This window comes from Bradyrhizobium sp. B039, assembly GCF_038965675.1.
GTDB classification, from domain to species: domain Bacteria; phylum Pseudomonadota; class Alphaproteobacteria; order Rhizobiales; family Xanthobacteraceae; genus Bradyrhizobium; species Bradyrhizobium diazoefficiens.
In genome coordinates this window covers 4,913,891-4,936,227 of the sequence record NZ_CP152416.1, presented here as the reverse complement: position 1 = coordinate 4,936,227, position 22,337 = coordinate 4,913,891, and the positions used below count along the sequence as shown (strand labels likewise).

The window sequence follows — 22,337 nt, the reverse complement described above, 5'->3', positions numbered from 1 at the left end:
GTTGTGCGCGGCAACAAGATTGATGAGCGCAACCTGCATTCGCAGAGCAGCGACACCACTCAGGAGAAACGGGCGACGTCGACGATGATCCGGTTGCGATTGTCCGGGTCGACCAGGACTGGCAACTCGCCCCCGACGGCGGTGCGGCTTTCGCGGCGGCTTGAACTGCTGAATGACATGCGCGTGACTGCTTCCCAACCCGGCCCGCCGCTCGGGTCGCTCACCGAGACCGTAATGTCCCACGTCCCGCCCGGCGCGCTGCTCGGTTGCACCTCGTGCGCGGTTAACACCTTCGCCGTGGTCGGGACTAAACCCAGGGCTCCAGCGCCGCCGGCGAGCGCAATCTCCATCTGCTGAGGCGTCAGGCCATTGACCAGACCGGGCGACGATGCCGAGTGCTCCACCTCGCGCCAGATGCCGGGAAACGGCCGGCGGCTTGGCGTGTCGGCCTGCTGCTCGCCGCGCAAATGCTCCGCGAGCCGTTCGGACGCGTCTCGCTCGGTCGGCACCAAATCCCATTCGATCCTGAACCGTGTGGGATCAGCGAGGTCCAGGGTGACCGGAAGCACCGTCCCGGGGCGCGGCCATTTCGGCTTGGGAACGTCGTAAGCGCTGTACCGCACGGCGGTCGCCGCGATGCGCTCCGCGGTGACGACCCCGTCAATGTCGCACCGGGGATAAAGCACCATCTCGCCGGCCGCATCGGGGAACGGCGAACAGGCCGCGACCTGCAGCCATCCCTCCACCGGGTTCGTGATCCGCATCGGCTCGCCCTGCGCTTTGCTCGCTGTTCCCGGTATCCTGCCAAACAAAAACGGCGCCATCGTGAGATGGCGCCGTTTCGAAAGCCGTGCTGGCTGAAGACTTACTTGCGATCCTTGATCGCCACGTAGTCGCGGCGGGTGACGCCGGTGTAGAGCTGGCGCGGACGGCCAATCTTCTGCTGCGGATCCTCGATCATCTCGCTCCACTGGCTGATCCAGCCGACGGTGCGGGCGACCGCGAACAGCACGGTGAACATCGAGACCGGGAAGCCCATCGCCTTCAGCGTGATGCCCGAATAGAAGTCGACGTTCGGGTACAGCTTGCGGTCGATGAAGTACTGGTCGCTGAGCGCGATCTTCTCGAGCTCCATCGCCACCTTCAGCATCGGATCGTCGCCATGGCCGGTCTCCTTGAGCACGGCGTGACACATCTTCTGCATGATCTTGGCGCGCGGATCGTAGTTCTTGTAGACGCGATGACCGAAGCCCATCAGGCGGACTTCGCTGTTCTTGTCCTTCACCTTGGCGATGAATTCCGGAATCTTGTCGACCGAACCGATCTCGGCGAGCATCGCGAGCGCGGCTTCGTTGGCGCCGCCGTGGGCCGGGCCCCAGAGGCAGGCGATGCCGGCGGCGATGCAGGCGAACGGGTTGGCGCCGGAGGAGCCGGCGATGCGCACCGTCGAGGTCGAGGCGTTCTGCTCGTGGTCGGCGTGCAGGATGAAGATCTTGTCCAGCGCGTCAGCCAGCACCGGATTGATCTTGTACTCCTCGCACGGCACGGCGAAGCACATGTGCAGGAAGTTCTCGGCGAACTTCAGCGAGTTCTTCGGATACACGAAGGGCTGGCCGATCGTGTACTTGTAGGCCATCGCCGCCAGCGTCGGGATCTTCGCGATCATGCGCATGGAAGCGATCATGCGCTGCTTCGGGTCGTTGATGTCGGTGGAGTCGTGGTAGAACGCGGCGAGCGCGCCGACGGAGGCCACCATGACGGCCATCGGATGGGCGTCGCGGCGGAAGCCCTGGAAGAAGCGGGCCATCTGCTCGTGCACCATCGTGTGATGGATCACGCGGTCGTCGAAATCCTTCTTCTGCGCGGCGGTCGGCAGGTTCCCGTAGAGCAGGAGGTAGCAGGTCTCCAGGAAGTCGCCGTTCTCGGCGAGCTGCTCGATCGGATAGCCGCGGTATTCCAGCACGCCCGCGTCGCCGTCGATATAGGTGATCTTGGACTGGCAGCTCGCGGTCGAGGTGAAGCCCGGGTCATAGGTGAACAGGCCCGACTGGCCGTAGAGCTTGCCGATATCGATGACATCAGGCCCGACGCTGCCGCTGTGGATCGGGAGATCGTAGTTCTTGTTTCCGACCGTCAGCGTGGCGGTCTTATTGCTTGCTTTTGCGTCCATCGTAGGTCCCCGATGTATGGTGAAACGGGCCGGACCCGGAAGGCCCCAATAACATGGTGGGGCAGGCCGGATGTTCCAGAAGGTACGGGGGAGATGGGTATATTATTGCTGTGTGCGCTGCAAGATGGCGCCGCGCATGCTCGACTTACGTCTAGCCTGGTCCTTGCCTAGTCCTTGGCCTGATCCTTAAGCCGACCCAAACTTTCCTGGCGTCCCAGCACGTCCAAAACCTCAAATATACCAGGCGACGTGGTCCGTCCGGTCAGCGCCGCCCGCAGCGGCTGGGCGACCGCGCCAAGCTTGAGACTATTTTCCTCGGCAAAGGCGCGCAGCGCGGCTTCCGTCGTGGCGCCGCTCCATGTCTCGACATTCTCCAGCGCGGAATGAAGCTGGCCGATCAGCTTGCGGTTGTCGGGCGTCAGCAGCGCCTGCGCCTTGGGATCGAGCTCCAGGGGCCGGTCGGCGAAGATGAAATAGGCGCTGTCGATCAGCTCGATCAGCGTCTTGGCGCGCTCCTTCAGGGCCGGCATGGCCTTGAGAAGCTGCGCGCGCGTGGTGTCGTTTAACTTGGCCTTAAGCTCGTCGCGGCTGGGCACGACGTGGTCCAGCACATCCTCGAACATCTTCACGAGTGATTGATCGTCGGCGTGGCGGATGTAATGGCCGTTGAGGTTTTCGAGCTTGGCGAAGTCGAAGCGAGCAGCGGCGCGGCCTACGCTCGAGAGGTCGAACGCCGCGATCATCTCCTCGGTCGAGAAGATCTCCTGGTCGCCATGGCTCCAGCCGAGCCGCACGAGGTAGTTGCGGAGTGCGGCCGGCAGGTACCCCATGGCGCGGTAGGCGTCGACGCCGAGCGCGCCGTGGCGCTTCGACAGCTTCGAGCCGTCCGGGCCGTGGATCAGGGGGATGTGGGACATGCTCGGCAGCGCCCAACCCATCGCATCATAGATCTGCTTCTGGCGGGCGGCGTTGATCAGATGGTCGTCGCCGCGGATGACGTGGGTGACGCCCATGTCGTGGTCGTCCACGACCACCGCGAGCATGTAGGTCGGGTTGCCATCGCCGCGCAAAAGGACGAGGTCGTCGAGGTTCTCGTTCTGCCAGACCACGCGGCCCTGGACCTGGTCCTCGATCACGGTCTCGCCGGTCTGCGGCGCGCGCAGGCGAATGGTGGGCTTGACGTCGCTCGGTGCCGTGGCCGGGTCGCGGTCCCGCCACATGCCGTCATAGAGGCGAGTGCGGCCCTCCGCGCGCGCCTTCTCACGCATGGCGGTGAGCTCCTCGGCGGTGGCGTAGCAGCGATAGGCCTTGCCGTCGGCGAGCAGCTGCTCGGCGACCTCGCGGTGGCGGGCGGCGCGGCTGAACTGGTAGATGACGTCGCCGTCCCAGCCGAGCTCGAGCCATTTCAACCCGTCGAGGATGGCGCCGATCGCCGCCTCCGTGGAGCGCTCCCGGTCGGTGTCCTCGATCCGGAGCAGCATCTTGCCGCCATGCTTCTTCGCATAGAGCCAGTTGAACAGCGCCGTGCGGGCACCCCCGATATGGAGGAAGCCGGTCGGCGAGGGAGCAAAGCGGGTGACGACGGAATCGGTCATTCTTGGCAGGGCCTATGCATTGGAAGCGGTGGTGTATAGCAGGACCGGAGCATAACTAAAGCCCACGGCGGACCTGCCAGGCCTTGCTTAAGCTCTTGGCTCAGCCTCGCGAATTTGGCAGAAGGACCGCTGATTTCCCTACAGGATTTTCGTAATGACAGAACCGGTGGCAGCTGAGGTTGGGCGCGATTTCATTCGTGACATCATCCAGGCCGACCTCGATCAGGCCAAATACAGGGAGATCGTGACCCGGTTCCCGCCGGAGCCGAACGGCTACCTGCATATCGGCCACGCCAAGTCGATCGCGCTCAATTTCGGCATCGCCCAGGAGTTTCCGGGTCGCTGCCATCTGCGTTTCGACGACACCAATCCGGTCAAGGAAGAGCAGGAATATATCGATTCCATCCAGGCCGACGTGCACTGGCTCGGCTTCGATTGGGGCAAGAACCTGTTCTTTGCCTCGGATTATTTCGACCGCCTGTACGAATGGGCGGAGACGCTGATCCGCGACGGGCTCGCCTATGTCGACGACCAGACCCAGGAGGAGATCCGCACCTCCCGCGGCACGCTGACCGAGCCCGGCAAGAACTCGCCGTTCCGCGACCGCACGGTCGAGGAGAATCTCGACCTGTTCCGCCGCATGAAGGCGGGCGAATTCCCCAACGGCGCGCGCGTGCTGCGGGCCAAGATCGACATGGCCGCGGGCAACATCAATCTGCGCGATCCCGTGCTGTACCGCATCCTGCATGCGCACCATCCGCGCACCGGCAACGCATGGTGCATCTATCCGAGCTACGACTATGCCCACGGCCAGTCGGACGCGATCGAGGGCATCACGCACTCGATCTGCACGCTGGAGTTCGAGGACCACCGGCCGCTCTACGACTGGTTCATCGAGAAGCTGCCGGTGCCGTCGAAGCCGCACCAGTACGAGTTCGCGCGGCTGAACCTGACCTACACGCTGCTCTCGAAGCGCGTGCTGACCCAGCTCGTGCGCGAGGGCCATGTCGCGGGTTGGGACGATCCGCGGATGCCGACCATGGCGGGCATGCGCCGTCGCGGTGTGCCGCCGGCGGCGCTGCGTGAATTCGTCAAGCGTATCGGCGTCGCCAAGGCCAACAGCGTGGTCGATGTCGGCATGCTCGAATTCTGCATCCGCGAGGAGCTGAACCGCACCGCGCAGCGCCGCATGGCGGTGCTGAAGCCGCTCAAGGTCGTGATCGAGAACTATCCGGAGGGGCAGACCGAGGAGCTCGATGCGATCAACCATCCGGACGATCCCTCCGCCGGCACGCGGAAGATCACGTTCGGCCGCGAGCTCTATATCGAGCAGGACGACTTCATGGAGAACCCTCCCAAGAAGTTCTTCCGCCTGTCGCCCGGCAACGAGGTCCGGCTGCGCTACGCCTATTTCGTCAAATGCACCGGCGTGATCAAGAACGAGAACGGCGAGGTGGTGGAGCTGCGCTGCACCTACGATCCCGCGACCAGGGGCGGCAATGCGCCCGACGGCCGCAAGGTGAAGGCGACCATGCACTGGCTGCCTGCGGCAGCGTCGAAGCCGGCGGAGATCCGCATCTACAACCAGCTGTTCGCGAACCCGAGCCCGGACGCCTCGAACTTTGCCGCCGATCTCAATCCGCAGTCGCTGGAGATCCTCAGCGACGCGCGCATCGAGGCATCGGTGGCGGAGAGCAATTCCACCGAGCCGATGCAGTTCGAGCGCCAGGGCTATTTCGTGCGCGACAAGGACTCGACGCCCGGCAAGCCGGTGTTTTCACGCACCATCGGCCTGCGCGACACGTTCGCGAAGGAAGTCGCGAAAGGTTGAGGCACTCATGAGCAGTGAGGCCGACGCCATCGTTTCCGCCATCATCGCGAAATGGTGCTCCGGCTTCGCGACGCTAGATGCGGCCGCGCTGTCGTCGCTCTATGCCAAGAGAGCGTTCTTCTTCGGCTCTAACCCGAAGCTCTATCGGGGCAGGGACGGCGTTGCCGATTACTTCAATGGCCTGCCGCGATGGCGCAAGCCGAGTGCTGCGTTTTCCGAGGTGCAGGCCGCGCAGGCCGGTCCTGATATCATCAACATGGCCGCGATCGTGTCGTTCGATTTCGCGGGCGAACGCCCGGAACTCGTCGTCAAGATGAGCTGGGTCATCACGCGCGAGGACGCCGACTGGAAGATCGTCAATCACCATGCCTCGTCGAGGGTCCCGATGATCTAGCAGCGGAGGGCTCCGCCAGGTGCGGTCGCCGCCCGCTAGATGTCGTAGTAGAGATGGAACTCGTAGGGATGAGGTCGCAGGCGGATCGGGTCGACCTCCTTCTTGCGCTTGTAGTCGAGCCAGGTTTCGATCACGTCGGCGGTGAAGACGTCGCCGCGCAGCAGGAATGCGTGATCGCGCTCGAGCGCGTCGAGCGCCTGGTCCAGCGATCCTGGCGTGGACTTCACCTCCTTCGCCTCAGTAGGCGGGAGGTCGTAGAGATTCTTGTCGATCGGGCTGCCGGGGTCGATCTGCTTGTCGATACCGTCGAGGCCAGCCATCAGCATTGCCGCGAAGGCCAGGTAGGGATTGCAGGACGGATCCGGCGAACGAAACTCGACGCGCTTGGCGCGCGGATTCGGCGAATACATCGGAATCCGGCAGCAGGCGGAGCGATTGCGCTGGGAGTAGACGAGGTTGATCGGAGCTTCATAGCCCGGCACCAGACGCCGATAGGAATTCGTCGTGGGGGCGCAAAGCCCGCACAACGCCCAGGCGTGGCTCAATAGCCCGCCGATATAGTAGCGGCCGAGCTGGCTCAACTCGGCGTAGTCACCTTTATCGTAGAACAGATTTGTCTCACCCTTCCAGAGCGATTGGTGAACGTGCATGCCCGAAGCGTTGTCCTCGAACAGCGGCTTCGGCATGAATGTCGCGGTCTTGCCGTGCTGATGCGCGGTGTTCTTCACCACGTATTTGTAGATCATCAGGTTGTCGGCCATCCGGGTGAGGGTGGTGAAGCGCATGTCGATCTCGTTCTGGCCGCCGGTTGCGACTTCATGGTGATGGGCCTCGATCTGGATCCCCAGAGATTCCATTGTCAGCACCATTTCGGTGCGTAGCGCCTGCATGCTGTCGGTCGGGGGAACGGGAAAGTATCCCTCCTTCGGGCGCGGTTTGTGGCCGAGGTTCGGCCCTTCCTCGGAGCCGGTGTTCCAGCTGCCTTCGCTGGAGTCGACTGCGTGCATGGCGTAGTTGATGCCCTGTGCGTAGCGCACCTCGTCGAAGACGAAGAACTCCGCTTCCGGGCCGAAATAGCTCGTATCGGCGCGCCCGGTGCCCTTAAGGTGGATTTCGGCTTTCTGGGCGATGTAGCGGGCATCCCGGCTATAGGACTGGCCGGTCACGGGGTCGCGGATGTTGCAGATGAGAACCAGCGTTTTGGCCGGACTATAGGGGTCGACGAATGCCGTCGTCGGATCGGCGACGACCAGCATGTCGCTTTCCTGGATCTCCTGGAAGCCTCGGATCGATGAGCCATCGAATCCGATGCCCTCATTGAGTGCATCGGCATTCACCGCGCTCGGCGGGACGGAAAAATGTTGCCACACCCCCGGCAGGTCGGTGAACCGCAAATCGATCATCTGGACTTTCTCGTCCGTGATCGCCTTCACGAGGTCTTCGGCTGTCGTACATTTCGCAACCATGGCTTCGCTCCCAGGTCAGCGTCCCGAGATCGCGTAGCCGTTGGGCCGCAACCTGGCGGCTCGCGACGGACTGTGGTCCACGTTCGGCGTTGTCGCCGCAGTCAGGCAAGCTTCGCGCGACGGCAGTCAGCTTTGATGTGGCCCGCGCATCAGCTTCATCGCGTCTTCGATGTGCCGCCAGGTTTTTGCCAATTCGAGCTCGCCCTTCTGCTCGAGGTCGATGGCGTTTTGAGCGGCCTCCGCAATGGCCTTCGGGCCATGGGCTTCCAGCAACTGCCGCGCATAATCGTGGATTTCCATTTCGCGCATGGCGTCATCTCCCTCTTGTTCTGGGCGCGAACCGGGTGGGCCGAGAACGGCAGACATTGACACCTGTCAAGCGCCGATAGTCTGCATCCTGGTGCGCCGCACTTGCAAGGGTCCTTTCCGGGGCATGGGCGGCCGGACGGGGCGCCGGCTCCTGGTCGCGGCAACACAGCGCAGGTCGGAGGGATGATTCTTCATCGGTGCGCCCCCACATCAATACGAGAAGGGAGGTGAGCATCATGCGCATCCAACATTGGCAAGACGCTGGTAGCCTGTTGGTGGGCGTGTGGCTGGTCCTGTCGTCCTTCGTCCTCGGCTTATCCGGGGCTGCTGTCTGGATCACCATCGCACTCGGGCTCGGCGTCATGCTGTTTGCCGTGGAGGCCTTTGTCGTCCCGTCCTACCTGGAAGAGTGGGGCGAAATGCTGCTGGGCTTGGCTCTGGTGCTGGCGCCTTGGTCCATTGGCTATGAGCCGGTATCGGCCACGGTCAGCAGCGTATTGTCGGGCCTATTGGTGATCTTGCTCGCTGCTTGGGAATTGATGACCGATCGCGACTTCAGCACCTGGTGGCACGATCACTGGCCTCACCGCGCCGGCTGAGACGAGAGGTTGCCGGCTTCTCTCCGACCGCCATCGGCGGCGGCCGGAGGAGAGGTGGTTACGTTACAATGCGGCTCTGGGCTCGATCGGTTGCCAGATGCTGATCTTGCGAGTCTCCGGCATCAGGAAGACCGCAAGCACGAAGCACACCGCAGGCACCGCAATCGGGTAGATCAGCGCGTAGCCGATGCTGCCGGTCGCGGCGAATGCCGCCGAGGTGATGAACGGCACCAATCCGCCACCCCAACCGTTGCCGATGTGGTACGGCACGGAGACCGACGTGTACCTGATCCTGGCGGGGAAGAATTCCGCCAGAAACGCGCCGACCGGCCCGTACACCATCCCGACGTAGCAAACCAGGATGAAGATGATGAAGATCGCGGTCGGATAGTTGATGTTGCCGGGCTGCGTGACCGTTCCCAGCCACAGATAGAGCGGATAGTACGTGATCGCAGCGAGCAGCATGCCGCCCAGGATCACCGGCTTGCGGCCGATCTGGTCCGACAGCCAGCCGAAGAAGATCAGGCTCGGCGTTGCGATCAGCAGCGCGGCTCCCACGATGTAGGCCGAGGTCAGCGCATCCACCTTGGAGACCTGCTGCAGGAAGTACAGCGCCCAGAACTGGCCGCTGTACCAGACCACGCCCTGTCCGATCAGGACCACGATCGCGATCCCGATGTATTTGATGTTGGAGCTGAGGAAGGCCTCCTTCCACGGGTTCGTCGTCATTTGGCCGCGGGCCCTGATCTCCTGGAAGATCGGCGTCTCCTGGAGCTGGAGCCGAATGTAGATCGCGATGGCCACCAGCAGGAAAGACACCAGGAACGGAACGCGCCAGGCCCATTCGTCGAAGACCTGATTGCCGAACCAGGTCCGAGTCAGGACGATCACGGCCAGCGACACCACGATGCCGAGAGTCGGAGAGGTCTGTAGCCAGCCGGTGTAGTAGCCGCGCTTGTCGTCCGGCACATGCTCCGCGACATAGGTGATGGCGCCGCCATATTCGCCGCCCAGGCACAGACCCTGGATCATGCGCAGGCCGAACAGAACGAACGCCGCCGTTAGACCTATGGACTGGTAGGTCGGGATCAACCCGATTGCCCCCGTACCCAGTCCCATTCCGCTCAGCGTGATGAGGAATGTATATTTTCGTCCGACCCTGTCACCCATCCATCCAAAGAGGAAGGCTCCCAGGGGGCGGATCAGGAAGCCCGCAGTGAACAGAGCGATCGTGCTGAGGAGGGCTGCAACCGGGTGGGATTGCTCGAAGAACTTGACCGACAGAACGGCGGCCAGGCTGCCAAAGATATAGAAATCATACCATTCGATGACGTTTCCCACCGATGCAGCAACGATCACGCGGCGGAAATCGTGCGGTACTTGAACTGCCATGTGCTGCTCCTATCAAACTCAAACCCACTCCTCGCGCATTTCAGCGCCAGTTCGCTCGCGGAGTGCGTTTGGTGTGCGACGCTACAGGCGAGAATTGCGAGTTGCGTCCGCAACGCCTGGTCTCAGAGGAACCTTGAACCACCTGAGAAGAGCTTCGGCGGCCTTCGGTACCGCGAGCTGTCACGACCTGGCCCGTCTGTGCGGGGGAGGCGTGGAGAGCAGTTTAGTCCTGCCAAGGCCGACCCCTTATGAGACTTTCGGCGCAATCGACCCGAACCCAGGCTGCCCCCGTCCAGAGACAGAACGGTCGCCCATCGCGCCGGGCGGTCGTGTCACGAATGAACGGAAAGGACCTCTCGGGCGTTGTGTGGGTCCCGAGCGAGGAGCCCACCATGCAGAACATCGCAGAGCATATGGAAGTCATCGGCGCCGACGGCGTCCACATCGGCACGGTCGACAAGGTCGAAGGCCATCGGATCAAGCTGACCAAGAAGGACAGCGGCGAGGGCAGCCACAGGGGCCATCATCACTTCATCGACAGGGGCCTCGTCGCCGGCGTCGAGGGCAACAAGGTCCGGCTGTCGGCCAAGGCGGATGTCGCCGTGACGATGGAAGAGGAAAAGTAGGGCTCGATCGAGTTCGTTCCTGATCTGTACCGCTATTCGCCGCCCTGCACGTTCCGGTAGCCTCGGCCTCCGTCACGTATCGCAAGGTGCAGGGAATGGCGGAGCCGGGCCGGCCAGCACGGTCCCAAGGGATTGCGGGGACCTGGCCCGTTGGCCGGGCTGCTCCGGCCGGCGGGTTTGCGCCGGCGGGCTATGGCGCCTGGCCCGCACTCGTCGAGGCGCTGCGCGGATGGATGCGCGCGGAGGCCGGCGCCGGGCGGCTGTTGCCGTGGGTGCCGGTCGCCTTCGGCAGCGGCATCGCACTCTACTTTACCGCCGATCACGAGCCGGTGCTGTGGGTCGTTGCCGCGATAGCGGCCGCGCTCATGCTTGGCGCCGTCCTGTTGCGGCGGAGCCGGCTGTTCGCCCCCGCGATCATGATCGCGGCGATTGCGGCCGGTTTTGCCGTGGCGACCTGGAAGACGGCGCGCATTGCTCACACCGTTCTCGCAAAACCGCTCTATTCGGTGTCGTTGTCGGGCTTCGTCGAGACGCGCGACATCCGCGAGCGCACCGACCGTTTCGTGCTGCGTGTCACCGCGATGGAGGCGCAGCGGAGCGAGGTGAAGCTGGAGCGCGTGCGCCTCTCGGTGCGCAAGGGGACTGCGCCGGAGGTCGGCAGCTTCGTGCAGTTGAAGGCGCGGCTGATGCCGCCGATTTCGCCGGTGCGCCCCGGCAGCTACGATTTCTCGCGCGACATGTTTTTCCAGGGCATCGGCGCCTCCGGCTTCGTGATGGGGGCGATTGCGGCTGCGGTGCCGCCCGATGCCGGTGGCTTGCGGCTGCGCTATGCCGCCTTCATGCAGGGCCTGCGCGATGCGATCGACGCGCGCATCCGGGCAATGCTCGAAGGCGACAATCGCGCGATCGCGACGGCGCTGCTGACGGGGCGGCGCGACGCGATCACCACGCCCGTCAACGATGCCATGTTCATTTCAGGGCTGGGCCATGTGCTCTCGATCTCCGGTTACCACATGGCGGTGGTCGCCGGCGTCGTGTTCTTCGCGGTCCGCGCGCTGCTCGCTCTGATTCCGGGACTGGCGGTCGGCTTCCCCATCAAGAAATGGTCGGCGGCTGCGGCGCTGGTGGCCGCCGCATTCTATCTGCTGCTCTCGGGCGCGGAGGTCGCGACGCAACGCTCGTTCTTCATGACCGCCGTGGTGCTGATCGCCGTCATGGTCGACCGACGCGCCATCACCTTCCGCACGCTTGCCGTGGCCGCGTTGATCGTGCTCGCGGTCGCGCCCGAAGCGCTGGTGCATCCGAGCTTCCAGATGTCGTTTGCGGCAACGCTGGGGCTGGTTGCGCTGGTGCAGATCGGCATGCCGAACCTGTTCGCTTCGCCCGATCATTCGGCGACCGCGCGCATCGCGATGTGGGGCGGCCGCGAGATCGCGATGCTGTTTCTGGCCTCGCTGATCGCGGGGCTTGCGACCACGCCCTATGCCGCCTTCCACTTCCACCGCGTCACCCCGTTCGGCGTGCTTGCCAACCTCGGGGCGATGCCGGTGGTGTCGGCGCTGGTGATGCCGGCGGGACTGCTCGGATTGCTCGCGGCGCCGTTCGGGCTCGACGGCGTGTTCTGGTGGCTGATGGGGATCGGCATCGACTGGATGGTCGCGGTCTCGCGCTGGGTGGCCGCGCTGCCGGGCGCGGTCGGCCGCATCCCGGCGTTCGGCATTGCGCCGCTGATCGCGGCGAGCCTCGGGATCATCGTGATGGGCCTGCTGCGCACGCCCTTACGCTGGTCAGGCGCGCTGGTGCTGTTGGTCGCGATCCTCTGGGGGCTGGCAGGCCGGCAGCCGGATATCCTGATCGCCGGGGACGGCCAGAGTGTCGCGGTGCGGGGCAGGGACGGGCACCTGCAAATGATCCGGGCGAACAAGGACGGCTTTCTGCTGAAGGAGTGGTTGGCTGCCGACGCCGATCCGCGCGATGCCGGTAGTCCCTCGCTCGCCGCCGGCGTGTCGTGCGACGAGGCCGGCTGCGTGACGCCGCTCGCCGACGGGCGCCTGGTCGCGCTGGCCTTGCGCATCGACGCTCTGGCGGATGATTGCAGCCGCGCTGCGCTGGTGGTGACGGCGCGACCGGCGCCACCGGATTGTGTGGCGATGGTGGTCGACCGGCAGCGACTCGCGGCGCAAGGCGCGCTCGCTCTGACACGGCGCGGCGACGGCTTTGCGGTTCAGGCGGTGAAAGCGAGAGGCACCGATCGTCCGTGGTCGCCGGCGACCGCCGGCGAGGGCGATTTCAGCGTGAGCCTTGCGCCGCAGGCGGCCGCCCCCCGGGACGCGACGCCGTTCGAGGCGGACATGCAGGCCGAGGATTGAGCGGACGGGCTACAGGTACCAGGCCAGCACGGCTTCGAGCCCAGCACTCCCGATTACCGGCAGGGCCACCATCTGGCTCAGTCCGATTGCGCGGGCCTCCGCGGCTGCGGCCGAGCCGTCGTGCCCGAGATCGTCGTTGAGCGCGGGCATGCCGGTGGCCCAGGCTCCGCCGATGCTGCCGTCGCCCCTGCCGATGGATTTGTCCGCATAGAGCGCGGCAAGGTCTGTCTGCGCGCTGCAATCGCCGGCGCGAAAGACCAGTGCCGAACGGGCCTCGTTCGGCACCCAGATCTCGAAGCGTCGCGCAATCGGCGTCGCCTGTGCGGACAGGAAAGTCAGCACCCAGGTCTGGTCGGTGCCGGTCCGATAGGGCACGCCGACGCCGAGATTGATCCCGACCTCGGCGGCGTCTTCCCAGCGCAGAAAACTCCTGGCGTTGTGCAGGTCCTTGATGATCAGCGGCAGGCCCGCTTTCCAGGTGCGTCCGGGCAGGCCGAAGCCGCGGGGAAACCTGGTGTGGCGGGAGTTGAATTCGAACATGTCGGCGGTGCCATAGTAGCCGTCGACGAGCCCCATCTCGTGGGAGCTATCGGGATCGTTGTGCCAGAGCTCGATCGCGCCGACATGCGCCTCGTCGTCGCCGCAGAACAGCACCATGACGGCCTGCAAGAATTCGCCTGAAAACACCGGCACCGCCACGCCACAGGTGAGGCCGGCCGCGAGCGCTTGGTCGGTCCGCTTGAAATAGGAGTTGGCGAATTTAGTGAGGATCACGGGATGGCCGCTGGCCCAGGCCTTGCCGGGAAGGCCCTCGTCGTATCCGAAGCGCAAGTCCTCGCTCACGGCCTTGAACGCAGACAGCCCTTCGCCGTAGAGGCCGCCGCCGAATTCCAGCCGCATGCGCGTCCGGTCCGGCACCCAGAGTTCAACGACGCGAATGAAGGTTTTCATCGAACGTGTCCGCCGCCTCAAGCCTTTGACAGCATCGGCGATCTGGCCGCGGAACGGACGTTCAAAATTCAGGCAGGGCCGCGCAAACTTCGTGCGATGGGCAGGTGCGAGCCTGATCTCGGCGGATTGGATTCCGGAAGACGCAAATCATACCATCTCGCCGGCCACGGCCGGCGATGGCAATTTCAATCCCGGCCCCGACCTCTGCGCCGGGGGGAGGTGCATCAGCCGATCGGCAGGCGTGTGATCGTCGGCCTGTCAGCGATGATCTCCGGCTTGTGTTCACGCTCGCCGGCCGGCTGGGTCACCGGCAATTGCAGCACGGTCGCGCGCTGGCCTTCGACGAGTTGCGTCACGAGTACGTATTTGCCGTCGGGGAATTCGATCGCGTCATGATGGCGATCGGGAATGTGCGGATCGATCTTGCCGAACTTGCCGACGCGGGAGTTGATGGTGCGCGTCCAGATCCAGCGATTGTCGTAGCGGACGTTGTCGGCGAAGGCGAGCTCCGTTCCCGGCAGCAGGCAGACCGCGACGGACATGTCGGCCTCGGAGGCGAAGCCGCGCGTCGAGGTGCCGCGGAAGGTGGTCGTGACGATCGTCTCGCCGACTTGTGCGGGACGCGTCGCGACGGCATGCAGGCTGTAGTCACACATCGGGTGCTCCTCATTCAGGGATAGCGACCCGCGCCTCCTTCGGAGGCACTGGCCTCTATCAGAGTGGAAGCATGTTAGCGTCTTCTTGGTTGTAGGCAAATCTGCGGCTTGGCTCCGCAGGCTGCCATCACAATATCTTTTTCAAATGCGTCAGGAACAAAAACCGCTTCCGTGCATTTGGCGTGCATCTTCGTCAGCGACCAGCAGGTGCCGACCAGCCCGAATATTGCCAGGCGGGTTGCGACGGCTGCGCGACGGCGTTGCGGGCATTGCGCAATTGCTCGCTCGTCGTCTGCGTTGCCCTGCGGGCATGGTGCGACTGTGCGGCGAAGGCTTGCGACGCGGATGCTGCGATCAGCGCCACCGTCAAAACGATCTTGCGCATTGATTGTCTCCTCGATCTCCAGGGCCACGAAGCGATGAGGGCTTCGTGCGGCGTGGCGAGGATGTAGCGCTAGCGGAGGGCCGGATAATCTGAGCAAAACCAGAAAGACTATCCAGCCGGAGCGGACAATCGTCCGCTCCAATCGTCAACGCGCGGGTCGCCAACCGGCGGGGCGCGCTTTAGGTGATTGCTTGAGCATGATCTCCGCGCAAGCGCGTCCTGCGCTTGTCGCGAGGGAAAACCGCTGCGCACTTTGCGCTAACGCGGCCCTCCAGTCCGGATCACACTCAGTACTTCCGGTACAGGCCGATCAGCTTGCCCTGAATCTTCACCCGGTTGGGCGGCAGGATGCGGACCTCATAGGCCGCATTGGCGGGCTCGAGCGCGATCGAAGCGCCGCGGCGGCGGAAGCGCTTCAGCGTCGCTTCCTCGTCGTCGATCAGCGCCACCACGATGTCGCCGGTGTCGGCGCTCTCATTGCGCTGGATCAGCGCCATGTCGCCGTCGAGGATGCCGGCTTCGACCATCGAGTCGCCGCGCACTTCGAGCGCGTAGTGCTCGCCCGAGCCGAGCATGTCGGGCGGTACGCTGATGGTGTGGCTGCGGGTCTGCAACGCTTCGATCGGCGTGCCGGCCGCGATACGGCCCATCACCGGCACCGCAACGGGGCGTTCGCCCTCGTCCGCGCTGGAGCTCGCTCGCACCTTGCCGAGATTGCCCTCGATGACGCTCGGCGTGAAGCCACGGCGGTTGCCAGCGGCGGCCTGCAGCTCGGGCAACTTGATCACCTCGATCGCGCGGGCCCGGTTGGGCAGGCGCCGGATGAAGCCGCGCTCCTCCAGTGCGGTGATCAGGCGATGGATGCCTGACTTCGAGCGCAGGTCGAGCGCGTCCTTCATCTCGTCGAAGGAGGGCGGCACACCGCTTTCCTTCAAACGCTCGCTGATGAATCGCAGAAGCTCGTATTGTTTGCGCGTTAACATCTCGACCAAATCCCCCGGTTGATGTCGTTCGATTCCGAGACGGTGAATTCAGCGGCGAGCCGCCAGATGCTCGAAACAAATCATGAACGGACACTATATGTTCGATATGTGTTCCGCAACTGCTTAATTTACCGTGAACGCGACAAAGTTCGCGGAACGCGCAGGACCAGTGCGTTCAGGCGGGCAGTCGCAGCACCTCGCAAGGCGCGCCTGCCTCGACCTTCGGCGCGAACGGCGCGCGCACGAGAAGTGCCTGCGCCGCAGCGAGATTCGCAAGCAGCGAGGAATCCTGATGATTGACGGGAAGGGCGACAAGCATGCCGTCGTCGCGCCGCTCCAGGCGCGCACGAAGATAGTCCTCGCGCTGGTCATTGGCACCGACATCGCGGCCGAGCACGGCGCGCTCGCGACGATGGTGAATCACGGCGCGGCCCGACAGGGCGCGAATCAACGGAACCATGAACAGGAAGCCACACACATAGGACGACACGGGATTGCCGGGCAGGCCGATCACACCCATCGCCCCTAGCCGGCCGTGCATCATCGGCTTGCCCGGCCGCATCGCGATCTTCCAGAACGCCATCGCAATGCCTTCGGCCTTCAGCGCCTGCTGGACCAGATCGTGGTCGCCGACCGAGGCGCCGCCGATCGTGATCAGGATGTCGGCGCCGCTCTCTCGGGCACGGCGGATGCCGGCTGTGGTGGCCTCCAGCGTATCGGCGGCAACGCCGAGGTCGATGGTATCTGCGCCCTCCTGGCGGGCGAGGGCGTGCAGGGCATAGCCGTTGGAATAGACGATCTGGCCGGGGCCCGGCGTGGTGCCCGGCATCACCAGCTCGTCGCCGGTGGCGAGGATCGCGACCTTCGGACGGCGGCGGATGGGCAGGTCCGGGTGGTTCATCCCGGCGGCGAGCGCGAGGTCGCGCTCGGTGAGCCGGGTTCCCTTGCGAAGGAGCACGTCGCCCTCGCGGAAGTCGACGCCGGCGGGCCGGATGTGCCGACCGGCGATAGCGGCTTCCTTGATCGTGATGCGCTTGCCCTCGGCGACCGTATCCTCCTGGATCACGACCGCGTCCGCGCCGGCGGGAACGACGCCGCCGGTGAAGATTCGTACCGCTTCGCCGGCGCCGACCGCTCCCGCGAACGGCCGGCCCGCCGCGACCTCGCCGATCATGGTGAGCTGCGCGTCGACCCTGGCCGCATCGGCTGCGCGCACGGCGTAGCCGTCCATGGCCGACATCGCCTCGGGCGGCTGGGTACGCCGCGCCGCGACGTCGCGTGCGAGCACGCGGTGGTAGGCCTCGTCGAGGGGAATCATCTCTTCAGGCAGCGGCTCCGCGCCGGCCAGCACCGCGGCGAGCGCGTCAGAAACCGGCATCAAGGCCACGGCGAAACTCCTGCTCGGAAAGTCTGGACGAATGGGCGGCAAGAGTTCTAGCCGAGCGCGGGCGATGAAGCAAAATGGGACCGGATCAGGATTTATCCTGCTTGATCCGTCCAGTCATGAGGGACCGTCAGCCCTGCCGCGGCATGATCTGACGGACGAGAAAGACGGGAACGAGCGTGGCCATGGCAAGGACGACAATGACGGGAGCCACGGCCAGCATCGGTCAACGACCGGTCTGGCGGTCCGGACGGAGGTCCGGCGCCACGTCGGGAGCCACGTCAGGGGGCTTGGGGCCTTGATCCTTGTCGGGCAGCGGATCGGCCTGGGATTTCAGGTCGGCGGCCTTGCTGATCAGCTTGGCGGAGAGGTCAGCATCCGAAGTCGTTCTGGCGAATTCGAGCAGAAGAGAGGCTTGTTTGGTGAGGTAGGTCTTGCCCAACACGATGATACGTCCGTCTGTAGAAGTCCCAACGGACTCAAGAGTCCGGAAGCGGGCATTCCGTTCCCGGAACTCTGTATAAAAATGTACAAAGCGATTTGGTTCCTCATCTCGGCCAGATCGGTTTCGGGAGCTCCCCGGTTTCACCCGCCGGCCGATGCGTCTCGATCAGATTCCCAGCGCCTCGAGCGCGTCGCCGACATCGCGGGGCGAGGTCACATGCACCGCGGTCAATCCGCGCGCCCGCGCTCCCTCGACGTTTTCGGCGAGGTCGTCGAAGAACACGATGCGCCTGGCGGGCACACCGATGGCCGCCACGACATGGTCGAACGCCGCCGCGTCCGGCTTGCGCAGGCCGATGCTGGACGACAGGTACAGCTCGCGGAAATGGCCGAGCAGGTCGGCGTATTCCTTCGAGAAATGGTCGACATGCGGCCGGTTGGTGTTGGAGAAGGCGTAGAGCGGCATCTGTTTCGCCGCACGCGGCAACAGCTCCGCGACATCGGGCATCTCACCCGCGAAGATCGCGTTCCAGCCCTCGAGGAATTGCGCATCCGAGATGCCGATCCCGAGCGAGGCGCGTAGCGAGGCGAAATACTCCTCGTCGCTGATCTTGCCGACCTCGTGCAGCCGATACGCCTCGCTGTCGCGCACATAGCGGGCAATGATCGCCTCCGGCTTGCAGCCGGCGTGTCTCGCCCAGCAGGCGATCGCCTTGGAGAAATCGATGTCGAGCACGACGCGCCCGAGGTCGAACAGAAGCGCATCCGCGCTGCCGGGAGAGAGCGAGGTCATTGCGTCCTTTCGGATCAGTACCGGTAAGGCTCGTGGTCGAACAACGGGAACGCGCTGAACACGCTCGGCGCGTTCGTTGCGGTGGCTTGGTGCAGGCAGGACTTGTTGACCTCGGCGAACGAGGTGGCGCCCAACAGGCCGAGGCAGCGCAGCACCTCGTCCTCCAGAAGCTCCAGCATCCGCGTCACGCCGGCTTCGCCGGCCGCCGCCAGCGCCCAGCATTGCAACCGGCCGATGCCGACGAGGTCGGCGCCCGCCGCGATCGCCTTGACGATGTCGGTGCCGCGGCCGAAGCCGCCATCGACCATGATCTTGGCGCGGCCCTTCACGGGCTCGACGATCTCAGGCAGCACATGCATGGCGCCGCGGCCGTGATCGAGCTGGCGGCCGCCATGGTTGGAGACGTAGATCCATTCGACGCCGTGATCGAGCGCGATCAGGGCGTCCTCGGCGGTGGCGATACCTTTCAGGATCAGCGGAATCTTGAACTTGTCCTTGATCATCTTCACGGTCCGCCATTCCAGGCCTTTCTGGAAATCGCCGCCGGTGGCGCGCAGGCGGCTCTCGCGAACGTAGCGCTTGGCGATGTCACGTTCGCGACGGCTGTAATGGGCGGTGTCGACGGTCAGGCAGAAGGCGGCGTAGGCGTGCTTTTCGGCCCGGCTGACGACATCGGCGACGAAGGCGTCGTCGCCGCGCACATAGAGCTGGTAGAGACGCAGCGCGTCGGGGGCGGCTGCGGCGGTCTTCTCCAGGCCAGGCTCGGACACCGAGCTCAGCATGTGCGCCGCCCCAAAGGTGCCGGCGGCGCGCGCGACGCTCGCGGCGCCATCCGGATTGAAGATCTCGAGCGCGCCGACAGGGGCGAGCACCACCGGCAGGCGCATCCTGCGGCCGAACTGCTCGACGGAGCCATCGACCTTGCGCACGTCGCGCAGCACGCGCGGGCGAAAAGCGAGCTCGTCCAGCGCCATCCGGTTGCGGCGCATCGTGGTCTCGGTCTCGGCGGCGCCGACGATATAGTCCCAGGCATTCTGGTTGAGGTTGGCGCGTGCTTTGCGGATGAATTCGTGCAGATTCTGGAACGGCTCGCTGCTGGCGCCGAGTTCGACGTTCCTTTCCGGCTGGATGCGGGGTTTTTCGTTCATTATTATCCTCCCGAGAATTTGAAGCCTTGTTTCATCGCCTAACCCGTCCGGCTCTCCAAAACCATCCTAAAATCGCATAGCTGCGAGGCGCGGGCGATCGACCGATTCCTGCTTTGCATGAAACGGTTTCGGAACGTTGCCAAAAGTTTAGGTCCGGGCGAAGGGATTTTTACGGTGTACCCGCCGGCGCGGCGTCCCGGCCTTGAAGAAACCAGAATGGTATTGTGAGAAGCGGGCTGGATCGCCATTTGCATGGCGCCTCCCAAGCCCAAGAGAACCGCCAAGCAAAAAGGCCAGCCTATCCATGCGGAAAACCCTGCTGTTCCCCCTGGGCGCGCTCACCGGAGCGTGTTTGACCCTTCTGGTAGCTAGTCCGCACGGCGGAGTATGGGCGGCACGGGCGGCGGCGGGCGCGGATGATGCCTATTCACAGCTCAACTTGTTCGGCGAAGTCTTCGAGCGCGTGAAGGCGAGCTATGTCGAGAAGCCCGACAACGCCAAGCTGATCGAAGGCGCGATCACCGGCATGGTGACCTCGCTCGATCCGCATTCGCGCTACATGAACGACAAGGCCTGGACCGAGATGCAGGAGACCACCTCCGGCGAGTTCGGCGGGCTCGGCATCGAGGTCACGATGGAGGAGGGCCTGGTCAAGGTCGTCTCGCCGATCGACGACACGCCGGCGTCCAAGGCCGGCATCATGTCCGGCGATCTCATCAGCAAGATCGATGGCGATGCCGTGCAGGGCATGACGCTCGAGCAGGCCGTCAACAAGATGAAGGGCCCGGTCGACACCAAGACCAAGCTCACCATCGTGCGCAAGGGCGCCGACGCCCCGCTCGACATCGCGATCACCCGCGAGATCATCCATGTGCGGCCGGTCCGCTTCCACGTCGAGAATGGCGACATCGGCTATATCCGCGTCACCTCGTTCAACGAGCAGACCACCGACGGCCTGAAGAAGGCGATCGCGGCGATCTCCAGGGAGATCCCGCAGGAGAAGCTCGCGGGCTATGTGATGGACCTGCGCAACAATCCGGGCGGCTTGCTCGACCAGGCCGTGTCGGTGTCGAGCGCGTTCCTTCAGCGCGGCGAGGTGGTCTCGACCCGCGGCCGCAATCCAGAGGAAACCCAGCGCTTCACCGCGCATGGTGGCGACCTCACCAAGGGCAAGCCGCTGGTGGTTCTGGTCAATGGCGGCTCGGCTTCGGCCTCGGAGATCGTCGCCGGCGCGCTGCATGACCACAAGCGTGCCACGATCATCGGCACGCGCTCGTTCGGCAAGGGCTCGGTGCAGACCATCATTCCGCTCGGCGCCGGCAATGGCGCGCTGGCGCTGACCACGGCGCGCTACTACACGCCGTCCGGCCGCTCGATCCAGGCCCAGGGTATTGCGCCCGACATCGAGATCCTCCAGGACGTGCCGCCCGAGCTGAAGGGCCGGATGGATACCATGGCGGAGTCCCAGATGCGCGGCCACCTGCAGGCTGCCGACGGCACCGAGCAGACCGGATCGCAGTCCTACGTCCCGCCGAAAGAGGAGGACGACAAGGCCCTGCACGCGGCCTACGACTTCCTGCACGGCGTCACCGCGAATGCGGTCGCGGCCAAGCCCGCGCCGAAGGCTGCGGTGCCGAACTAAATCCTACGACGTCCAGATAATCGCCCGGGAGCGGATGACCGCTCCCGGGCGAATTCGTTTTGAGGCTGGCGTGTCAAAGGCGGAGCGCCAGGATTTCGAATGTGACCGCTGTCGAAGCACCGAAAGCAGTGAATTGTTGCAATTGATCATCGACCGTAACGACGGCTTCGAAGATGTTCACGTTGCCATTGAGGGAGGGTGACGAGGCCTGGATGACACGATCTCCAACCTTGAGGCCCGGCGCAGCGACGGTGCCGGCCGATGACAAGCCGGTAACTGTGACCACGACATATCCGGAAATCTGAGCCATCTTGCGCTCTTTCTTGGAACGAGTTGAACGGACCTCGTCTTACAATCAGTTCAAATCTCAGTCGACGGGTCTGATCAATTGCGAGCTTAGGACATAGGGCTCTGCGGTGATCCCGCGGCTCGCAAGCCGCGAGATCACAGCGCGATCGTCATTGCTCCTTCTTCGGGCCCATGTGATGCGGGACTTCCGTCTTCGGTCCGCCGCCGTAATGGTGGCTGCCGCCCGATCCGCTGGTCGATCCGCCGTCGCTCTCTTTCTTGCCCATGTGGTGCGGGACCTCGGTCTTGGGCCCGCCCGAATAGTGGTGGCCGTTCTTCTCATCGGTGGTGTTCGTCGTGCTCGTCTGCGCCAAGGCGGGCAACGCGACGAGCGACATGATCGCGGCAGCGATGATCAGCTTGCGGTGACTCATTCTGGTTTCTCCTGTTTGAACTTGTCGAGTTGGTGTCAATCAAGTCCCGGTGGCTTGACTGACAGGCAACCAAACCCGGAGCGCGATTGTCTAGGTTGAGCAAAATCAAATGTCGACGCGCGCACTTGCGTGCGCCGATGCGTGGATCGTCGAGTTGCCGCAGTCGACGGGAAGTATCGATCTTCTTACAGAAAAAAATTTGCATCGATCTCGCGAATTCGATGACTTCATGTCGTGCCCTCGATCACTTGCAGTGCCGGCAAGAGGCGTTGCTGGAAAGATGGCGATGTCGATCGAATGACTCGAGGACGAGAGGCGTCTCAACTCATTACAAGACCGCGCGAAAAAAAGATTTGGCCGGTGCATCGCTCGAGTTTGATGTCCGTCAAAAGAGCATCAACGACGCCACCTAGCGTGCCGGCTCGCGAGTGGATAGAGCATCGCGGCGCGGTTGCGATCCGCAAACATCGCGCAAGAA

General features: G+C 64.3%; 22 protein-coding genes. 6 read left to right on the top strand and 16 right to left on the bottom strand.

Annotation, left to right across the window (positions count from 1 at the left end; genetic code table 11):
- Positions 1–59 precede the first annotated feature (59 nt).
- The 3 genes from AAFG50_RS23065 to gltX all read right to left on the bottom strand — a co-directional run bounded on the left by AAFG50_RS23065 (position 60) and on the right by gltX (position 3,765).
- Positions 60–824: a hypothetical protein gene (locus AAFG50_RS23065; protein WP_028171771.1), complete on the bottom strand. Its 765-nt coding sequence runs from the start codon at positions 822–824 to the stop codon at positions 60–62.
- Positions 825–865: 41 nt separating this feature from the next.
- Positions 866–2,170: a citrate synthase gene (gene gltA, locus AAFG50_RS23060; protein WP_011087607.1), complete on the bottom strand. Its 1,305-nt coding sequence runs from the start codon at positions 2,168–2,170 to the stop codon at positions 866–868.
- Between the two features lie 167 nt (positions 2,171–2,337).
- A complete protein-coding gene (gene gltX, locus AAFG50_RS23055; protein WP_028171772.1) occupies positions 2,338–3,765 on the bottom strand; it encodes a glutamate--tRNA ligase in 1,428 nt (475 codons plus the stop codon).
- Between the two features lie 154 nt (positions 3,766–3,919).
- On the opposite strand from gltX, the gene AAFG50_RS23050 reads away from it, so the two are divergent.
- A complete protein-coding gene (locus AAFG50_RS23050; RefSeq protein WP_028171773.1) occupies positions 3,920–5,596 on the top strand; it encodes a glutamine--tRNA ligase/YqeY domain fusion protein in 1,677 nt (558 codons plus the stop codon).
- A gap of 7 nt (positions 5,597–5,603) precedes the next feature.
- Positions 5,604–5,990, top strand: a complete 387-nt coding sequence (locus AAFG50_RS23045) for a nuclear transport factor 2 family protein (protein ID WP_028171774.1) — start codon at positions 5,604–5,606, stop codon at positions 5,988–5,990.
- A gap of 35 nt (positions 5,991–6,025) precedes the next feature.
- On the opposite strand, the gene glnA is transcribed toward AAFG50_RS23045, so the two are convergent.
- Together glnA and AAFG50_RS23035 are read right to left on the bottom strand one after the other, a co-directional pair.
- Complete coding sequence (gene glnA, locus AAFG50_RS23040) at positions 6,026–7,456, bottom strand: type I glutamate--ammonia ligase (protein ID WP_011087603.1); 1,431 nt, start codon at positions 7,454–7,456, stop codon at positions 6,026–6,028.
- A 126-nt stretch (positions 7,457–7,582) separates the two neighbouring features.
- Positions 7,583–7,765 carry a hypothetical protein gene (locus tag AAFG50_RS23035; protein WP_028171775.1) on the bottom strand — a complete coding sequence of 61 codons (183 nt, stop codon included), beginning with the start codon at positions 7,763–7,765 and terminating at the stop codon, positions 7,583–7,585.
- A 236-nt stretch (positions 7,766–8,001) separates the two neighbouring features.
- On the opposite strand from AAFG50_RS23035, the gene AAFG50_RS23030 reads away from it, so the two are divergent.
- Complete coding sequence (locus tag AAFG50_RS23030; protein WP_039184579.1) at positions 8,002–8,364, top strand: SPW repeat protein; 363 nt, start codon at positions 8,002–8,004, stop codon at positions 8,362–8,364.
- 63 nt (positions 8,365–8,427) lie between these two features.
- Here the strand turns inward: AAFG50_RS23030 and AAFG50_RS23025 are convergent, their stop codons facing one another.
- Positions 8,428–9,756 (bottom strand): MFS transporter, encoded by a 1,329-nt coding sequence (locus AAFG50_RS23025; RefSeq protein WP_011087600.1) that lies wholly within the window; start codon positions 9,754–9,756, stop codon positions 8,428–8,430.
- 392 nt (positions 9,757–10,148) lie between these two features.
- Here AAFG50_RS23025 and AAFG50_RS23020 point away from each other — a divergent pair, with 392 nt between their 5' ends.
- Together AAFG50_RS23020 and AAFG50_RS23015 are read left to right on the top strand one after the other, a co-directional pair.
- Complete coding sequence (locus AAFG50_RS23020) at positions 10,149–10,382, top strand: DUF2171 domain-containing protein (RefSeq protein ID WP_028171777.1); 234 nt, start codon at positions 10,149–10,151, stop codon at positions 10,380–10,382.
- Positions 10,383–10,477: 95 nt separating this feature from the next.
- Positions 10,478–12,751 carry a ComEC/Rec2 family competence protein gene (locus tag AAFG50_RS23015; protein WP_028171778.1) on the top strand — a complete coding sequence of 758 codons (2,274 nt, stop codon included), beginning with the start codon at positions 10,478–10,480 and terminating at the stop codon, positions 12,749–12,751.
- A 9-nt stretch (positions 12,752–12,760) separates the two neighbouring features.
- Here AAFG50_RS23015 and AAFG50_RS23010 read toward each other — a convergent pair whose 3' ends face one another.
- The 8 genes from AAFG50_RS23010 to AAFG50_RS22975 form a co-directional block, all read right to left on the bottom strand.
- Positions 12,761–13,702, bottom strand: coding sequence for a GAF domain-containing protein (locus tag AAFG50_RS23010; protein WP_028171779.1), 942 nt, complete (start codon positions 13,700–13,702; stop codon positions 12,761–12,763).
- Positions 13,703–13,926: 224 nt separating this feature from the next.
- Positions 13,927–14,358, bottom strand: coding sequence for a hypothetical protein (locus tag AAFG50_RS23005; RefSeq protein ID WP_028171781.1), 432 nt, complete (start codon positions 14,356–14,358; stop codon positions 13,927–13,929).
- A gap of 193 nt (positions 14,359–14,551) precedes the next feature.
- Positions 14,552–14,743 carry a hypothetical protein gene (locus tag AAFG50_RS23000; RefSeq protein ID WP_028171782.1) on the bottom strand — a complete coding sequence of 64 codons (192 nt, stop codon included), beginning with the start codon at positions 14,741–14,743 and terminating at the stop codon, positions 14,552–14,554.
- A 287-nt stretch (positions 14,744–15,030) separates the two neighbouring features.
- The gene (gene lexA / locus AAFG50_RS22995) at positions 15,031–15,726 is read right to left on the bottom strand and encodes a transcriptional repressor LexA (protein ID WP_011087594.1); all 696 of its coding nucleotides are present in this window, start codon (positions 15,724–15,726) and stop codon (positions 15,031–15,033) included.
- 175 nt (positions 15,727–15,901) lie between these two features.
- Complete coding sequence (gene glp, locus AAFG50_RS22990) at positions 15,902–17,113, bottom strand: gephyrin-like molybdotransferase Glp (RefSeq protein WP_028171783.1); 1,212 nt, start codon at positions 17,111–17,113, stop codon at positions 15,902–15,904.
- A 223-nt stretch (positions 17,114–17,336) separates the two neighbouring features.
- A complete protein-coding gene (locus AAFG50_RS22985) occupies positions 17,337–17,555 on the bottom strand; it encodes a hypothetical protein (RefSeq protein ID WP_039184576.1) in 219 nt (72 codons plus the stop codon).
- A 165-nt stretch (positions 17,556–17,720) separates the two neighbouring features.
- Positions 17,721–18,347: an HAD family phosphatase gene (locus AAFG50_RS22980; protein WP_028171784.1), complete on the bottom strand. Its 627-nt coding sequence runs from the start codon at positions 18,345–18,347 to the stop codon at positions 17,721–17,723.
- Between the two features lie 14 nt (positions 18,348–18,361).
- Positions 18,362–19,495, bottom strand: coding sequence for an alpha-hydroxy acid oxidase (locus tag AAFG50_RS22975; protein ID WP_028171785.1), 1,134 nt, complete (start codon positions 19,493–19,495; stop codon positions 18,362–18,364).
- Positions 19,496–19,799: 304 nt separating this feature from the next.
- Between AAFG50_RS22975 and AAFG50_RS22970 the strand changes: the two genes are divergently transcribed.
- The gene (locus AAFG50_RS22970) at positions 19,800–21,137 is read left to right on the top strand and encodes a S41 family peptidase (protein WP_011087590.1); all 1,338 of its coding nucleotides are present in this window, start codon (positions 19,800–19,802) and stop codon (positions 21,135–21,137) included.
- Between the two features lie 73 nt (positions 21,138–21,210).
- Here AAFG50_RS22970 and AAFG50_RS22965 read toward each other — a convergent pair whose 3' ends face one another.
- Both AAFG50_RS22965 and AAFG50_RS22960 read right to left on the bottom strand, forming a co-directional pair.
- Positions 21,211–21,447 (bottom strand): hypothetical protein, encoded by a 237-nt coding sequence (locus AAFG50_RS22965; RefSeq protein WP_080668037.1) that lies wholly within the window; start codon positions 21,445–21,447, stop codon positions 21,211–21,213.
- Positions 21,448–21,595: 148 nt separating this feature from the next.
- On the bottom strand, positions 21,596–21,859 hold the full coding sequence (locus tag AAFG50_RS22960; protein WP_028171787.1) for a hypothetical protein: 264 nt from the start codon (positions 21,857–21,859) through the stop codon (positions 21,596–21,598).
- Positions 21,860–22,337: the final 478 nt, after the last annotated feature.

Coding starts and splice junctions, on each gene's coding strand:
- AAFG50_RS23065 (WP_028171771.1), bottom strand. CDS start 824: ATGGCGCCGTTTTTGTTTGGCAGGATACCGGGAACAGCGAGCAAAGCG.
- gltA (WP_011087607.1), bottom strand. CDS start 2,170: ATGGACGCAAAAGCAAGCAATAAGACCGCCACGCTGACGGTCGGAAAC.
- gltX (WP_028171772.1), bottom strand. CDS start 3,765: ATGACCGATTCCGTCGTCACCCGCTTTGCTCCCTCGCCGACCGGCTTC.
- AAFG50_RS23050 (WP_028171773.1), top strand. CDS start 3,920: ATGACAGAACCGGTGGCAGCTGAGGTTGGGCGCGATTTCATTCGTGAC.
- AAFG50_RS23045 (WP_028171774.1), top strand. CDS start 5,604: ATGAGCAGTGAGGCCGACGCCATCGTTTCCGCCATCATCGCGAAATGG.
- glnA (WP_011087603.1), bottom strand. CDS start 7,456: ATGGTTGCGAAATGTACGACAGCCGAAGACCTCGTGAAGGCGATCACG.
- AAFG50_RS23035 (WP_028171775.1), bottom strand. CDS start 7,765: ATGCGCGAAATGGAAATCCACGATTATGCGCGGCAGTTGCTGGAAGCC.
- AAFG50_RS23030 (WP_039184579.1), top strand. CDS start 8,002: ATGCGCATCCAACATTGGCAAGACGCTGGTAGCCTGTTGGTGGGCGTG.
- AAFG50_RS23025 (WP_011087600.1), bottom strand. CDS start 9,756: ATGGCAGTTCAAGTACCGCACGATTTCCGCCGCGTGATCGTTGCTGCA.
- AAFG50_RS23020 (WP_028171777.1), top strand. CDS start 10,149: ATGCAGAACATCGCAGAGCATATGGAAGTCATCGGCGCCGACGGCGTC.
- AAFG50_RS23015 (WP_028171778.1), top strand. CDS start 10,478: ATGGCGGAGCCGGGCCGGCCAGCACGGTCCCAAGGGATTGCGGGGACC.
- AAFG50_RS23010 (WP_028171779.1), bottom strand. CDS start 13,702: ATGAAAACCTTCATTCGCGTCGTTGAACTCTGGGTGCCGGACCGGACG.
- AAFG50_RS23005 (WP_028171781.1), bottom strand. CDS start 14,358: ATGTGTGACTACAGCCTGCATGCCGTCGCGACGCGTCCCGCACAAGTC.
- AAFG50_RS23000 (WP_028171782.1), bottom strand. CDS start 14,743: ATGCGCAAGATCGTTTTGACGGTGGCGCTGATCGCAGCATCCGCGTCG.
- lexA (WP_011087594.1), bottom strand. CDS start 15,726: ATGTTAACGCGCAAACAATACGAGCTTCTGCGATTCATCAGCGAGCGT.
- AAFG50_RS22980 (WP_028171784.1), bottom strand. CDS start 18,347: ATGACCTCGCTCTCTCCCGGCAGCGCGGATGCGCTTCTGTTCGACCTC.
- AAFG50_RS22975 (WP_028171785.1), bottom strand. CDS start 19,495: ATGAACGAAAAACCCCGCATCCAGCCGGAAAGGAACGTCGAACTCGGC.
- AAFG50_RS22970 (WP_011087590.1), top strand. CDS start 19,800: ATGCGGAAAACCCTGCTGTTCCCCCTGGGCGCGCTCACCGGAGCGTGT.
- AAFG50_RS22965 (WP_080668037.1), bottom strand. CDS start 21,447: ATGGCTCAGATTTCCGGATATGTCGTGGTCACAGTTACCGGCTTGTCA.
- AAFG50_RS22960 (WP_028171787.1), bottom strand. CDS start 21,859: ATGAGTCACCGCAAGCTGATCATCGCTGCCGCGATCATGTCGCTCGTC.